This is a genomic window from Rhodopirellula sp. JB055, from assembly GCF_043100905.1.
Taxonomy (GTDB): Bacteria; Planctomycetota; Planctomycetia; order Pirellulales; family Pirellulaceae; genus Rhodopirellula.
On record NZ_JBICHO010000606.1, the window covers coordinates 1 to 15,096 of the forward strand.

Below are 15,096 nucleotides of genomic sequence, written 5' to 3' on the forward strand. Positions count from 1 at the left end.
CCCCGCGCCCCCCCGCGCCCCCCCCCCGCCGCCTCACGCCCTCGCCCCCCCCCCCAGCCCGGCGCGCCAACAACGCCGCGAACAGCGCCTCGCGAGAGAGTTTGGAACCAATTACGGCTAGGTCGGGGCCGACCTGCTTTCCAAACCCGTTGACGATGTGGCAGTTCGCACAGGTCGCCACGCCCCGGAAGATAGCCAAGCCTCTTTTCGCGTCCCCTTTCAGACTCACCAATTCATCAAGCGGCGGTAGCGGAGCGTTGTCAACCGCGGCGGGTTGAGGCAGCGATTTCCGGGCTCGCTTCGCAATGGCGGGGTTCGCATTGCGACCAAGCAATCCGCCCGCCAACAAATGAGTGTCGGCTGGAAGACGCCCCTCTTCCACCATCTTTAGCAATTCTTCTGCACCACCGTTGGATTTCGCCATCGCACGCACGGCTGCACTTCGCAAACCGTAGTCCATCTCCTCATCCCCAGAAGTCTTGGCCAGCGATCCGATCGCACGTCCATTCCCCAGTGAACCGAGCAGCGACAAAATTCGGCCTCGTTGGCCGGCGTCGTACATCGAATCCTTTGCCAGAACACCAACAAAACGGTTCCAACCGTCTTTGCGTTTCAACAGCAAACGCAGTGCAGAAAGCGACAGGTTGTCGTCGCCCTTTCGAAGCATCGCGGCAATCAGTTCCTCGTCCATGTCCATGATCTGAAACTGGTCGACCAACTCAACGAAGTCCGATTCCCCCGCGCGACCGCGAATGTATTCCATGATCGCAGCCTGCGTCTGGGGATACTTCGCAGGATCAAAATCAGGCATTCGCTTCACCGTGCGAACCAGAACCTGCGGATCCACCTCTTTCCCGTCGTTTTCGTCAGGCAACAACTGGCGAAGGACCAACCCACGAACGGCATCGGGATGGTACTCCAGCGATCGGAAGTAACGCTCGGTTTCGTCACGGGGCATTCCATTGGCCAGCAACTCCACCATCTTCGCCGCCGCGTCATCGGTGCGCAGTCGCCAAACCAAATCGCGCCCGGCGGGTGTGTTCCAGTGGCCTTGGTTGGCGTTCATCCACGCGGCGTAGCAATCGCCTGCTCGCAGATCGCTTCCGATACCGAGAGCCTCCAACATCCAGCGATCTTCACCGTCATACTGCATCGCCAGCTTTGCCCAAACGTTCGGCATCGCATTGGATTCATCAAACCGCAACGCGACAGCCAGCTCGCGTCGAACCGCAGCGGAAGAATCACTGGCCGCTTCACCGCAAACATTCGCGATGGGCAACCCAAGTTGTTTGCACAACCGAATCGCGGTGCAACGAATGTCGGCGTCCTCATCGCCAAGAGCCTTGTCAACGTACTTCCGGCCTTGCCCTTCGATCTTGCCGAGCAACCACAAAGCACGAGCCCGATAGCGTGGGTTCTCGTCTCGGTACAGCGACAACAACGCAGGCTCCGCATCGGTTCCCATCGCGTGCAACTTTTGCCAAGCAAGGTAACGCACCGAACGGTTCGGATTCTTCAACGCCTCAATCGCTCCTTCCACCGACTCCAAATCAAACTTCGGCACGGAATACTTCACACCCGGCGGTGCAACACGAAACAGACGCCCGCGGTCGCTGTCCTTTTGATGGTGCCCACCAACGCCGGGGTCATACCAGTCGGTCACAAACAAAGATCCGTCAGGAGCCACGCAAACATCCGCGGGACGAAACCAATTGTCGGTCGTGCCGGTGATCAACGGCTCGATCGTCGCGGAGTATCCCGCCCCATCTGCCGTCATCGGATACGCCCGAACCACATTGGGACCGGGGTCGCAGTGAATGACTTCGTCCCAAAAACGTTCGGGCAACAAACGCCCTTCGTACACGCAGATTCCGCTGGGTGATCCGGCCCCTGTTTGCAAAACATTGGGCACCACACCGGGATCGTTCAGGTGCCAGTGTTGCAATGGGATCTCATCTTCCAAATGGATCCGATCGGCTCGCCAAGACGCCCCGGTTTGTTCGTCGCGGTAACCATAGTTGCCTTGTTCCATCACAAAGTTGATGCGAGTCCCGCGGTTCCCATCGTCGTCGTTGTCACTTTGCCACAAAGCGCCAAACGATTCGACGGTGGTTTCCCAATTGTTCCGAAAATTGTGCGCGAGAACTTCGAAGTTGGAACCATCCAGGTCACATCGAAACGGCATCCCACCGAACAAAGGTTTGCCATCGTCGACGACCGCACGGCCGTGGATGTCGACCACGGTTTCACCGTTTGCATCTTTGACCTGCATGCCGGTGTTGCCGAAGTTCCAATACAATTTGCCATCGTCGCCGAATAGGAACGAGTGCGCCGAATGGTCGTGCTGAGGCTGTCCCGTTTCGGTGAACATCGCGACTTTGGAATCGGGAAGATCATCCCCATCAGTGTCAGTGAATTTCCACACGGTCGGCGAAGCCGTCACGATGACTTCGTTGCCAAGCACGCAAATCCCCATCGCGGAATCAATCTCCCGGCCTTGGTAATACGTGTGAACGCGATCCAGTTTTCCGTCGCCTGTCGTGTCTTCCAAGATCAAGATTCGGTCGCCTTCGGGACGCGAGCCTTGGTTGCGACGGTAGTTCATCACATCGCAAACCCAAACGCGACCGCGATGATCAACGTCCAAGTTGGTCAAACTGGATAGATCCGGCTCGCTGCCCATCAAGGTGACATCCAATCCCTCGGCAACTTCCAATCCAGCCACGGCACGTTCAGGCGAACGCTGGTCCTCCGCCGCTTTGCCATCGACTTCGTTCAGATTTTTCGGCGCGGCCCCGGCGTAAACGGCGAACCGGACGCTGGTGCTTTGGCCATTCCGTTGGTTCGTGCCGCCGCTCTCCAAGGCTCCTGTCACAGTCAAGCGATCCAAGCCGGCCGGCACGTCAAATTCAATCACGCTGGGAGCATGTGTTCCAATGGCAATTTTGCCTGGAAGCTTGTTCTCGACCAACACCGGACCGCCCGAACAATTCGCGTTTTTGCGAACCTCACCGAATCCAGCTTGGGCGTTCACCCAACCGTGATCGACCAGGTCCAATGTTCGCTTTTCAGTTCCCTTGTTGCCGTGCAACGTCGGTGCCAGCCAAGCCACATGGTCGCACGCGTAGTCGCCATTGCCTTCACTGACGACCAAGTACAATTTCTGACGAGCAACCTCATCGACCTTTGTCAGGTCCACATCAATCGCAACTTGATGCCCTTCCGTCGCGGTGGTGACCAACGGACTGGCGAACAACAACTCAGCGGACGTTGCTGACGTCGCGCGGTTCAGCGTTTTTTTTTTCGAATCGGACTCGTTCGAATCACTGCTGACGGGAATGTCAAACTCTTTCGCGACCGACTCCAAATCGAACGTCTTGGGCGGGTCGTAGTCTTGATCCGCCAGCAACTTGCCAGCCGGGATCGGTTGAAGCGAGTTGGCTTCCTTGGTCGGATCATCCCCTGCGGTCCAGCGAATCGCGTTGGTGACCAAACGACGGACAGGAACGTGCGACCAATTCCAGTGATAGTGCCCGCCGGTAAAACCAAAGCTGCGGCCACCCAACTCAGGTTCATAGGCCCAAGCAACCGTTTGCGGTTCACCCGCCGCGACAGATTTGCGAACGTGAGGGTTGCCACTGTGAGCGCCGTCTTTGCGTCGCATCGTCGATTCAGGAGCGACCGCCTGCAGGATCGGCGTCAGCTTGCCCTGTTCTGAAAATCGCAAGTGGAAGTACCACTCATCATTGGTCGCAAAGGGCTCGACGTTGTGCGTGATCGGGTGCTCGGGCAGCGAATCAAATTTCCCGATCCAGTGTGGATTGACGCTGTAGTGAATCTCGAAGTGGCCTCCCAACAACTCAACCATGTCGTCACCAGATTCACCGGGCAACATCTCGGTGGCATAGTGCAAACACACCAGCCCACCACCACGCTTCAACAGAGATCGCAATTCTTCGCGATGGTCGAACGCAACATGGCGTCCTTGTCCGTCGCTGTACAAAACCACGCTGTCGGCGGCTTCCACCTTGGAAGAATCTTCAGGCCAACCACGCACGACTTCGGTCTGGAGGTTTGGATTGGCTTCTTTCAAGGATTGCTCGAGAACCTTCAATCCCGCGTAGTGCTCGTGAGCCCCAAAACCGTGGCTGGGTGCACCGGCGATGAGCAGGATCCTTTTTTTCATTGCCTCAGCGGACGTCGCTGAGGAAGCCAAAGCGTTCCAACCAACAACGACGCAGACAACAGCGGCGATCCAGGACCACGATGTGGCCGGGTAAACATCTTTTTTCATGGAAGCGGGGGAACCAAGGTTCCAGGTGGGAGGATGTCAGGTAGGGAGAACCACCCGTCATTGATGACGGAAGTTCCACCCGATTGTAACCCAACCCAAAGTCCATGGAGTTCCCATGCGATCGATTCGCATTGGCCACGCCGCTAACATCGTCAATTGTTGTTCACGCGTTGCGAAACATCCGCGTCACGTGTCTCGGCGGCTCCCCCAAACACGCAAACATTCGAGACCAATGTTCCGCCTCAGCCCTCAACTGTAAAAGCACAGATAGGCAGTCGGTTCGAGCACACGAACCTGGAACTTCTCGTTGGCGTCAATCCTGAACTCGGAACCGGCTGGGTAAGCACGGTATCCCGGTTCGCCTGGCAACTTGGCTTCCAGTTTGCCCGACACCACTTTCATCAATTCGTTTTCGCTGGTTCCAAACTCGTATTCCCCGGCCAGCATCACGCCCGAAGTCGCGCGGCCTTCGCCATTTTCAAAAGCGATGGAAGTGACATTGCCGTCGAAGTATTCGTTGACTTGCATGATGATCTCAGTAAGAAGGGGAGTTGATCAGACACGGCGAGAGGACGCGAATGTCCGGCTCAACCTGCCATTTCGGGGTAGGAACGCGAGGAAGATAATTCAAGCCGCGTGGCTTCGCGAGTCATCCTGGGCGGACTCAACGCATTTCCGACAAACACTCACGAATTCGTTCGGCTACATCGGACGCCAACAACGCTCGGTGATCGATGACCAACAACGCATCGCTCAATTTCGTTGCGTTTTCCAGTGGCACTGGTTTCTCGCTCCTGCGATCGCTGGTTCGATGCATTCCACGGAAACCTTCGCCGCACGGCAAGCCAATGGCACGCAAGGCTTGCAATACATTGGAGCGAGTCTCAGCATCCCGGGCCAAAATCGGCAATTTATACGGAGCCTGAACCACGCTCGGGTCGTCATCCCAAATCGCCATGCAACCGACCGCCGCCCAATCCAGTTGACTCAAACGCCTCGCGTTCTCTCGGCGGATTTGATTCATCCGATTCAGCCAGCTCAATTGCGGCAACAATGTCGCGCATTGCAGAGGCGACAACGGAAACGCATCGCTCGGACGGTCCACGATTCCATTCAGCTTCTGATACTTGCTCTCGATACGAGTCGCCAGAGCGCCTCCGTTGCCACACGTCAGTGGTTTGCTGCCGCCGAAACTGTAGGTGGTCCAGTCGGCCATCGCCCCAACAGGCACGAAACGACGTGGCTCGGTCGCCACCGTTTGAATCCGTCCTGCGCCAATCGCTTGGCAAGCGTCCTCGATCAAAAACCAACCGCGTTGACGGCAGAGATCCGCCGAGGCCAGCGAATCGACCACTTGACCATGAAGGTGCGAGGCCAGCAAAACAGACTCGGGAGGGGCCTCGATCTGTTCAATCGACTTCAAGCACGGCGAAATTCCGGATGCCGAGCGAATGCCATCCGCCGCCGACGTGGGTTCGGTGTCGCACAGCACTGGGCGAGCCCCCATCAATTCGACGGTTCGAAAATTGCCGGGGTAATCGTAAGCCGACAGAATCACTTTCGTTGCCGACTTCCGCCTTCCCCCCGCTGGCCCGGCCCCCAAAGCTCGCAGAGCAAGCTCAATCGCCGACGAACCGGAAGGGCACAACCGGACTTGGGGTGCGTTCCCGAAACATTCCAAACCGTCGGGGGCAGCCTCTTTGGTCGCGGCGTCCGCCACCGCGGAACGGCACCGTTCGTGCACACCTGGGCCGTGGATTTTGCCACCAATGGACTCGGGATAGGTCCCCCACTGGCCGTCGCTGAAAACTTTTGCGACGCCGCGCTCAATCTCACTGGTCAGCTGGGCGTTTTGAGGCGGCCAAGCCGGCCACCCGTCGGAGGCAGCGTCGAACGAATCTTCGGCGGGGAAATCCAATGGATTCTCAGTGCTACGCAAAGGAGGTTGACGAGGCAAGTTAGGGCTGGGCTTGTGGCGATTTTTTTGCTTCCATATCATGCCGCATTGCGAATGACGCAGGCAACCACCAGCCAGGACGGCTGGGGCCGCGTCGAGCTAGTGTCATTTTCCCGGAATCCCTGTCTTGTTGCCTTCTTTCGATCTGTTCTTAACCGATCTACCGCGGCAGGCAACCTTGCTCGCATTTCAGTTGCTGGCACAGGATGCACCGCCCGCTGCTGAACCTTCGCTTCTGCAGCGAATTCTCGAAAACCCTTTGATTTTGCCTGTCGGCGTGGTGGCGATCTTCTACGTCACCTACTTTGGCCCGGAACGACGCCGGCGTGCGGAAGAAGCCAAAATGATGGCCTCGCTGGGCAAGAATGATCGCGTGGTCACGATCGGTGGCATCCACGGAACAATCGTTTCCGCCGCCCCGGACAGCGACACGGTGACTCTGAAAATTGACGAGAGTGGTTCGACACGCATCAAAGTCAATCGGTCAGCCATCGTCAAAATCGTCGGCGAACCCAAGAACAAACCCGACAAAGATTCGTCGGATTGACCTCTTCCCAAACCATCCTTCCCACAGCGACTGGTTTTGGTCGCAGCGGACACATCGCACCCGTACTTAGAAACCACGATGGATCTTTCGACTCTTCCCGATTATTGCCAATCGATTTCGGCACAGTGGCTCGCTCAAACCGACGCTGCAGTGGCAAACGAAGTCTCCAAGGGCATCAGCATGGAACAGATTCTGACGCTGCTCAGCGCTGCAGCCGTCCTGATTCTGCCATTCATCGTTGGCAACTTCCTGGCGAAATCCTTGAAGATGCCAACCTACGGCTCTCGCTTCGGTTTCATCTTGCTCGCCATCACGGCCAGTGCTGTGACGCTGACGAACAAATTCCCGAGCCTCGGCATCGACCTGTCTGGAGGCACCATCCTGGTCTACGAACTGGATCCGGAAAAACAAGCCGCCGTGGTCGAAGGCGGTGGGCAGCGAATCACCAGTGAAGACTTGGTGGCACCGCTGACTCGCCGAATCAACCCAGCCGGCACGCAAGAAATCGTGATTCGCCCCTACGGCGAGCAACAAATCGAAATCATCATCCCGCAAAAAGATCCCGACGCCGTCAAACGCATCAAGGACTTGGTCGAAGAAGCGGGCCAATTGCGATTCGCGATTTTGGCCAACCAGTTTGACCACCAAACGCTGATCAACGAAGCGATCGAACAAGCCGAATCGACTCAACCGGGCGTTGCAACCAAGGACATGGTCGGATCCCCCGAGGATTCGCTCTATGGCTTCTGGGCTCGCATCGGATTTGAAGAAACCGAGACCGACGGTGTGCGTCCCTTGCTGGTACCCATCAGCGGAGCCTTGGCTCGCAACCCTCGCACCGGTGCGATCCTGAACGTGCCCCCGGAAGCACGCGCTGGCGTCGAAACCGTTTCGGTCGCGAAATGGTTGCAAACCCAAGATTTCGACGCGATCGAAGTCCTGATGGTGGTCAATCCAAAACTGGATATCCTCGGCGAAGACCTTGCCTACGCGGCCAGTACCTTCGATGAAACCGGTGCTCCCGCTGTCGCGTTCACTCTGACCGACATGGGCTCAGGCCGCTTCCGTGCTCTGACGACCAACAACGCTCCCGACGGTTCACGAACTCGACAACTGGGCATCGTGCTCGATGACGAGTTGCTTTCGGCTCCTTCGATCCAAGAGCCAATGAACAAGAACGGTCGCATCACGGGCAACTTCACCCGTGAACAAGTCGATTCGTTGGTGCAGATTCTCAAAGCCGGCCAATTGCCAGCCACCGTGACCAAGCAACCCATCGCTGAAAACGAAGTGGGTGCCACCCTCGGTGCCGACACTCGCACAAAGGGTTTGTACTCGATCGGCATTTCGCTCGGTTTGGTGCTCGTCTTCATCCTGTTCTACTACAGGTTTGCGGGCATGGTTGCCTGCATCGCCCTGGTCATGAACATGGCGATGATCCTCGCCACGATGGTCTTCATCAGCCAACCGCTGACCCTGCCAGGTTTGGCCGGTTTGGTTTTGACCGTCGGTATGTCGGTGGACGCGAACGTTCTGATCTTCGAACGAATTCGCGAAGAACTGAACAAGGGTGCCAAGGCTCGCATGGCGATCCGCAACGGTTTCGCTCGAGCGACCACGACGATCATCGACACCAACCTGACCACGCTGATCACGGCCATCGTCCTGTATGCGATCGGCACGGACCAAATTCGTGGCTTCGCCCTCACCATGATCCTGGGCATCCTGTACTCGATGTTCACCGCGATTTACGTTTCGCGAACCATCTTTGACCTGGCCGAACGCCGCGGATTCCTGTCGCTGGGCATGTCCGATGGCGTCAACAGCATTCGCTCGGCGTTCGCTGGTGGTGGGCAGTTTGATTTTATCAACAAAGGCAAAGTCACCTTGGCCCTGTCAGCGATTTTGGTCGTCTGTGGTCTGGCCGCCTTGTTCGCTCGCGGACAAAGCATCCTCGACATCGACTTCGCGGGTGGCTCCTCGGTTCAATTCCGAGTCGACCAACCCACCGAAGCAGATGAGGTTCGCCAAATCATGAACGATGCCGTGGCATCATCTGGACTGGAATCGGTTCAGTTCACGGTCAACGGCGTCTCAATGGAAGGCACCGAAGACGGAACCGTCTTCAAAGTGGACTCCTCAGTGGATCGAGTGGACGACCTGAAGAAGGTCATTCAAGAAGGCTTTGCCGCTTCCGAATCGGTCGGCTTGGTGACCTACACCGTGGACATCACCCCGGCTGATCTTCCCGGTGCTTCGCAAGAGACCGCGGAACCTGCAGCCGAAGCGACCAGCTCTTCCGATCCGCCTGCACCATCGGAAACGACAACCGGTCAATGGCAAGCGTCCGACAACGGCGTCATGCTGGTCGTCGCTCAAGACGATGACGCAGAGTCCGCGACGGAAGAGGCGACGGCAGAAGCCCCTGCCGAAGCTGACGCTGACGAACCTGAAACGAAGTCGGTGCAACTCCCTGGGCTCGCGTTCAGCACCTCCGATATCTCCCTTGGTATCAAGGGTGGCGACGGTGTCTCTGTCAAAAACGAAGAAGGCTTGATCGACTCGATCATGGCCGCCGCAGAGGCCGTCAACGTGCCACTCCAGGCAGAAGGCATTGTTGTCCAACCACTCGGCGATGACGTCGACGCTTGGTCGCCAGGTTCGACACTGGCATTTTCGAAGTGGCGAGTCCAACTGCCACTCGGCGGTGACAACGCGATCAAGGTGATGTCCGAACTGGAACGTCAACTCGATAGCGATCCAGTTTGGATCAGCAGCAGTGCTGTCGGTGCTCGCGTCGCTGGCGACATGATCAGCCGTGCTTTCGGAGCGTTGTTCGCTTCGCTGCTGTGCATCATCGGTTACATCTGGTTCCGATTCCAACGCGTCATCTACGGCGTGGCCGCTGTCGTCGCGTTGCTTCACGACGTTGCCATCACACTGGGTGCAATCGCCGTCAGTTACTGGGTGGCCGACGCTCTGGGATTCTTGCTGATCGATCCTTTCAAGATCTCGCTGACCGTCGTCGCCGCGTTGTTGACGATCATCGGTTACTCGCTGAACGATACGATTGTGGTCTTTGACCGAATTCGCGAAACGAAGGGCAAGGCACCTCGCCTGACTGGCGAAATGATCAACAGCAGCATCAACCAAACGCTCAGCCGAACCTTGCTGACATCGATCACCACGTTGATCGTGGTTGTGTTGCTGTACGCGTTCGGCGGCGAAGGCATCCACGCATTCGCTTTCGCATTGGTCGTCGGCGTGGTCGTCGGTACCTACAGCAGCGTGTTTGTGGCCAGCCCCGTGCTGCTGTGGTTGGTCGAGCGTGCTGAAAAGAAAGCCGCCAACGCCTGATCGTTTGTCGGAAAACCTCCGCCAAGATTCTGCCTGACAACGAAACTCCCTTTCGAATCATCGGAAGGGAGTTTTTCATGCGCGGTCCCCAACCGCACCAACTCAATGGATTATCATTCGAAGTCCCACCCTCCAAGTCCCCACCATTGGAATACACCGTGAACCTTCGAGTGCCCCCGTTCGCTCTGGCGATCGCGCTGATTGCCTGCTGCCTCTCTCCACCAGCTCGCGCCGACCAACCCAACGTCCTGCTGATCTTCATCGATGACTTGGGATGGAAAGACATCGGTTGCTACAGAAACGATTTCGTCGATACACCGCACATCGATCAACTCGCTGCCGAGGGCCTGAAGTTCACCAACTTCTACGCCTCCGGTGCTGTTTGCTCACCCACTCGGTGCGCCCTTCAATCCGGGCAAAACCAAGCTCGGATTGGCATCACGGCCCATATCCCCGGTCACTGGCGCCCGTTCGAACGAGTCATCACGCCACAAACCACCATGGGGCTGCCACTGGACACAGTCACCATCGCGGAATCCTTGAAAGCGGCGGGCTACACCACCGGGTACGTCGGCAAATGGCATCTTGGCAACGGCCCTGAATTCCAACCTGACCGGCAAGGTTATGACTTCAGCGCCGTCATTGGCGGTCCTCATCTCCCCGGTCGCTACCGAGTCCAGGGACGTTCCGACTTAGAACCGAAACCCAACCAGTACCGCACTGAATTCGAAGCCGACCTCTGCATCGACTTCATGAAGCAGAACAAAGACCAACCGTTCTTCTTGATGCTATCGCCATTCGCGGTGCACATCCCGTTGGGAGCGATGTCAGAGAAGGTTCAAAAATACGAGGCCAAAGCAAAGCAGACCGGCAAGTCACTGCCTCATCCAGTTTACGCCGCCATGATCGAACACTGCGACGACATGGTGGGACGCTTGCTTGAATCGCTCGACGAACTGGGAATCTCGGACAACACGATGGTCGTGTTCACCTCCGACAACGGTGGCCTCTACAAGCGGTACGACTACCGAGAAACTGCCGACGACCTCGTCAGCACGCAAGCTCCCCTGAAAGGTGAAAAGGGTTCGCTGCACGAGGGCGGCATTCGTGTCCCCTTGATCATCCGCCATCCAGCGACCGTGAAATCGGCCGGCGTATGCGATGAGCCGACGATCAGCCATGACTTTTACCCGACGTTTGTTGAGTTGGCCGGTGGCGAATTGCCAGCCAACCAAACAATCGACGGGCACAGCCTAACGCCACTGCTGTCTGATCCAGCCAGCCGACTCGATCGAGATGCACTGCATTGGCACTACCCGCACTACCACCATGACCGACCCGCCAGCGCCATTCGCGAACGAGACTGGAAACTGATCGAGTACTTGGACGGCACCGGGGACCTCGAACTGTACAACCTGACAAACGACCTGGGGGAAACGAAGAACTTAGCTTCCGAGAAGAAAGGTCGAGCAGGCGACCTCAAACGGAAATTGACGCAGTGGAGAAGCAGCGTGCTGGCACGGACGCCAATACCGAATCCGAATTACGATCCCGAACGCGCTCACGAATGGTGGAACCTCCGAAGCGGCAAACCAGTCCCCAGCGATCAACGCAAACGGTTCCCGCCCACCGAAAAAGACTGAGCGGCCAAGCCATCCCGCTCCGTTTTTCTTGCCTGTAGCCGACGGAGGCCATTAGTCGGCTTGAGCGAAACCACTCGCTGCAAGCGAGTGCCCGCGGCAGCAAACACGAGTTTGAGGATGCCTGCAACAGGGCAGACTCGTGGATGCCGACAGAGGGCCTCTGTCGGCTACGCGGTTGCTCGCGGTGCGAAAAACGTTTCCTAGCATTGCCGTCCATCCACGCGGTCTACAGCGTGATGCCGGAGAAACCACCGGTGGTGACCACGAACGTGGCGAGCATGCACAACCAAACCACGTCCAAGAAGTGCCAATACTGCGCCGCGAAATCGACCGGCCAATGGCGCTCGTGATCGTACCTCCCCAGCAACGATCGCACGGACACGATGCCCAGTGCAATCACGCCTCCAGCCACATGCAGAGCATGCAAGAACGCCAGCACGACGACCATGCCCGCGACGCCTTTCCCGGTGCCGCCTCCCATCGCAGGACCACCCAGCAGTTCCAGCATCGCGATGTACTGAATCGCCATGAACACCACCGCAGCAACGGCACTGACCGCCAACAACGATCCGGTAAGAATCCGCTTAGACCGGCGAACCGTTCGCGTCCCCCAGTGCACCAACCCGCTAATCACGAGCAGACATGCGGTGCTGGTCAGAAACGCGTCGGGCAGCGGCGCCGAGGACTGCGAATCGTTCAACCGGGTGCTCGCATAGATCCCATACAACAACAGACTGCTGAGAAAAAACACAAGCAGTGTGCCCAAGAACAGCCAGCCACCTTGTCGATAGCGAAGGTCGGTGGGAAGAACACTGGTGGGCATGAGCAAAATCAATGAACTGGCGAAAACGGCGGGCGACGATTCACTGAACCGTCGCGGACGGCTAAGTTTAACCGCTCCGCGAAAAAGCCATAGTCTTCACCAGCTCAATCGGCGGATTCAGGCCGCGCGGCGCTGAACCAAATCGTCTTGCAGAGCAACGATCGCGGCGTCGAGCGATCCCAGAGAGGCCACCAGTTGCTGGATGCCACGCGCGAATTCCGGACGGGGATCAAACCCCATGTCGCCGAGCAGTTCCTGCACTTCCTCGACTTCCATCTGCAGAATCAATTCTTCTGCGGTCAGTTCGTTGGCGGGTGGACGTTCAGAAGGAGTGTTGGACGACATGCGAAGCGGCCTTGAACAAAGAGAGGAAACGAGACACGGTCTCCATCGTCATCGGCAATCCGCTCGATCGGCCTCCACGGAAAAGCCCGCCCAACCGGAACAAATCCTCACCGAGGCAACACGCGCCAGCCGCCCCCATCGGCTCCCCCGAAAACATTCGCTCAATAGTGCGGCGGTCGCTCTTCTTCTAAATCGCCGCCTGGTTCGGCGACGTTGTTTTTGAGCTCTTTCAGTTGGTCAACCAGACGCTTCATTTCACGATCGCGGCGTTGGGCATCCAGAGACAGCTCGGTCACGATTTCGTTGAGCTGCTCGCAAACGCGTTGGGTGTGAACGAGCTGGATTTCCAGTTCGGTGATTCGATCTTCCATCGACATGTTCAATCCCCAATTTCATTGGCTTGCGAACCGTAGGGTCGCGTGCTGATCACGCCTTCCTGTGGGCTGCTCGCGGTTCCATACAAACGTCTCGGGATGCGTCCGGCGAGCGCTGCGTGTCGTCCTGCATCCACCGCCATTCGCATCGCATGAGCCATCCGAACAGGCTCGCGAGCGTGCGCGATTGCGGTGTTGAGCAACACACCATCGGCACCCAACTCCATTGCCACGGACACATCGCTGGCTGTTCCAACACCAGCGTCAATGATGACCGGATAATCCTCGTCGTCTTCCTTGAGGTATTCCAAAATGATCTGCAGGTTGTTCGGATTTAAAATCCCTGCGCCACTGCCAATCGGGCTGCCTGCGGGCATGACCGCTGCCGCGCCGACCTTCTTCAATCGCTGGGCTGTGACCGGGCAATCGCTGGTGTAACAAAGCACCGAAAAACCGTCCGCAGCCAGTTGCTCACATGCCGCAACGGTTTCCGCCGGATCCGGAAGCAGCGTTTTACTATCGCCAAGAACTTCCAACTTGACCCAGTCCGCCCCCGGGTTGCCAAGCGTCCGCAAGATTTCACGGCCCAGCTTCGCGGCACGCACAGCATCCGCAGCGGTGTAGCATCCCGCCGTGTTGGGAAGCAGGATGTAACGATCCGAGTCAATGAAATCCAGAATGTTCTGGCCCGTTCGGTCGTACAATCGTTCGCGACGAACCGCCACGGTCACGCATTCCGTCCCCGATGCGTCCAACGAGTCACGCATTTGTTCCATCGTGTCATAACGCCCGGTACCAACCAGCAATCGGCTGTTCAGCGTGTGCGATCCGATCTTGAGCGGAGAATCGGAAAGTGCGTCGGTGGTCATAAAAGCAAAGGGGGTGGAAAGGGTAGGAAAGCATCGCGGCAGACTCATTCAGAACGCAAGGGCCCGTTGAATCGGACCAGATCAGACAACCGGTGGCTCGCAACAACAATCCCCGGTCCAGACGGCCCCCCGCCAAAAGCCAAGCAATCTCGACCGATCCGCTGACACGGAAACCGCGGTCTCGATCAAGCCATTCATCCGCCACCGACCAACGTCACCACCTCGACGCGATCCCCATCGCCAACGATGGTCGCGGCATAGTTTTCCCGCGGGACAACGTCTTCGTTGACCTCCACCGCGAGGTAATTCTTTGGGACTTCGACCGTCACCAGCAACTCGTCGATCGGCATGGGCCGATCGATCTGCGTGGGACGGCCGTTGACTGTGATGTCGATCATACGAATCACGCGTTCTCGTCGTCAAAGGCCGCGTCAAAAGCCCGGTTACTAGGCGAAAAGTCCAACTTCTTCGTGAACTCGCAGGCTTCCCGAGCACCGAACGTGCGTTCCATGCCGCTGTCTTCCCATTCGATCGACAACGGACCTTGGTAGTCGATCTCGTTGAGTGCCCGAATGATCTCTTCGAAATTCACGCCGCCGCGCCCAGGACTTCGGAAGTCCCAACCACGTCGCGAATCGCCAAAGTTCAGATGGCTGGCATTGATCCCGGTGCGGCCGTCCAAGGTCACGATCGCGTCCTTGATGTGCACGTGATAAATGCGATCCGGGAACATGCGAATGAATTGAACCGGATCGATGCCCTGCCAAATCAACGCATACCGCCAAATACATCGCCACCAAGACTGTCGATAATTAAGGTATTTGGTAATGTACCCTGACTTTCTGCCAGTTGGATTAATTTTATTATATCTTCGTCTTCTGTATGAC

The 15,096-nt window shown here is 57.4% G+C and carries 11 protein-coding genes and 1 pseudogene; 3 read left to right on the forward strand and 9 right to left on the reverse strand.

Annotated elements, in window-relative coordinates; all coding sequences use genetic code 11:
- The 3 genes from ACF8AM_RS23770 to ACF8AM_RS23780 form a co-directional block, all read right to left on the reverse strand.
- Positions 1 to 4,294: PVC-type heme-binding CxxCH protein (locus ACF8AM_RS23770; RefSeq protein ID WP_392558039.1), on the reverse strand; the 4,294-nt coding region annotated here is incomplete at its 3' end.
- 249 nt (positions 4,295 to 4,543) lie between these two features.
- Complete coding sequence (locus tag ACF8AM_RS23775) at positions 4,544 to 4,825, reverse strand: pyrimidine/purine nucleoside phosphorylase (protein WP_392558048.1); 282 nt, start codon at positions 4,823 to 4,825, stop codon at positions 4,544 to 4,546.
- A gap of 133 nt (positions 4,826 to 4,958) precedes the next feature.
- A complete protein-coding gene (locus ACF8AM_RS23780; RefSeq protein ID WP_392558040.1) occupies positions 4,959 to 6,293 on the reverse strand; it encodes a DegT/DnrJ/EryC1/StrS family aminotransferase in 1,335 nt (444 codons plus the stop codon).
- 85 nt (positions 6,294 to 6,378) lie between these two features.
- Between ACF8AM_RS23780 and yajC the strand changes: the two genes are divergently transcribed.
- The 3 genes from yajC (at position 6,379) to ACF8AM_RS23795 (ending at position 11,798) form a co-directional block, all read left to right on the forward strand.
- Positions 6,379 to 6,798, forward strand: a complete 420-nt coding sequence (gene yajC, locus ACF8AM_RS23785; RefSeq protein ID WP_392558041.1) for a preprotein translocase subunit YajC — start codon at positions 6,379 to 6,381, stop codon at positions 6,796 to 6,798.
- A gap of 78 nt (positions 6,799 to 6,876) precedes the next feature.
- Complete coding sequence (secD, locus tag ACF8AM_RS23790) at positions 6,877 to 10,155, forward strand: protein translocase subunit SecD (protein WP_392558042.1); 3,279 nt, start codon at positions 6,877 to 6,879, stop codon at positions 10,153 to 10,155.
- 158 nt (positions 10,156 to 10,313) lie between these two features.
- Positions 10,314 to 11,798, forward strand: a complete 1,485-nt coding sequence (locus tag ACF8AM_RS23795; RefSeq protein WP_392558043.1) for a sulfatase — start codon at positions 10,314 to 10,316, stop codon at positions 11,796 to 11,798.
- A 226-nt stretch (positions 11,799 to 12,024) separates the two neighbouring features.
- Here ACF8AM_RS23795 and ACF8AM_RS23800 read toward each other — a convergent pair whose 3' ends face one another.
- From ACF8AM_RS23800 to ACF8AM_RS23825, 6 genes and pseudogenes are all read right to left on the reverse strand, one after another.
- Positions 12,025 to 12,621, reverse strand: a complete 597-nt coding sequence (locus tag ACF8AM_RS23800) for a cytochrome c oxidase subunit 3 (RefSeq protein ID WP_392558044.1) — start codon at positions 12,619 to 12,621, stop codon at positions 12,025 to 12,027.
- A gap of 117 nt (positions 12,622 to 12,738) precedes the next feature.
- Positions 12,739 to 12,966 (reverse strand): hypothetical protein, encoded by a 228-nt coding sequence (locus ACF8AM_RS23805; protein ID WP_392558045.1) that lies wholly within the window; start codon positions 12,964 to 12,966, stop codon positions 12,739 to 12,741.
- A gap of 161 nt (positions 12,967 to 13,127) precedes the next feature.
- On the reverse strand, positions 13,128 to 13,343 hold the full coding sequence (locus ACF8AM_RS23810; RefSeq protein ID WP_392558046.1) for a SlyX family protein: 216 nt from the start codon (positions 13,341 to 13,343) through the stop codon (positions 13,128 to 13,130).
- Positions 13,344 to 13,345: 2 nt separating this feature from the next.
- Complete coding sequence (locus ACF8AM_RS23815; RefSeq protein ID WP_392558047.1) at positions 13,346 to 14,209, reverse strand: thiazole synthase; 864 nt, start codon at positions 14,207 to 14,209, stop codon at positions 13,346 to 13,348.
- Between the two features lie 194 nt (positions 14,210 to 14,403).
- A complete protein-coding gene (gene thiS / locus ACF8AM_RS23820) occupies positions 14,404 to 14,607 on the reverse strand; it encodes a sulfur carrier protein ThiS (RefSeq protein ID WP_392558049.1) in 204 nt (67 codons plus the stop codon).
- Positions 14,608 to 14,612: 5 nt separating this feature from the next.
- Positions 14,613 to 14,981 (reverse strand): annotated as a pseudogene (locus tag ACF8AM_RS23825) (sugar phosphate isomerase/epimerase family protein); the annotation flags it as partial.
- Between the last annotated feature and the right edge of the window lie 115 nt (positions 14,982 to 15,096).

Bases quoted from the DNA above. Each gene is read 5' to 3' on its own strand.
- ACF8AM_RS23780 (WP_392558040.1), bottom strand. From the start codon at position 6,293: ATGATATGGAAGCAAAAAAATCGCCACAAGCCCAGCCCTAACTTGCCT.
- secD (WP_392558042.1), top strand. From the start codon at position 6,877: ATGGATCTTTCGACTCTTCCCGATTATTGCCAATCGATTTCGGCACAG.
- ACF8AM_RS23810 (WP_392558046.1), bottom strand. From the start codon at position 13,343: ATGTCGATGGAAGATCGAATCACCGAACTGGAAATCCAGCTCGTTCAC.
- ACF8AM_RS23805 (WP_392558045.1), bottom strand. From the start codon at position 12,966: ATGTCGTCCAACACTCCTTCTGAACGTCCACCCGCCAACGAACTGACC.
- ACF8AM_RS23815 (WP_392558047.1), bottom strand. From the start codon at position 14,209: ATGACCACCGACGCACTTTCCGATTCTCCGCTCAAGATCGGATCGCAC.
- thiS (WP_392558049.1), bottom strand. From the start codon at position 14,607: ATGATCGACATCACAGTCAACGGCCGTCCCACGCAGATCGATCGGCCC.
- ACF8AM_RS23800 (WP_392558044.1), bottom strand. From the start codon at position 12,621: ATGCCCACCAGTGTTCTTCCCACCGACCTTCGCTATCGACAAGGTGGC.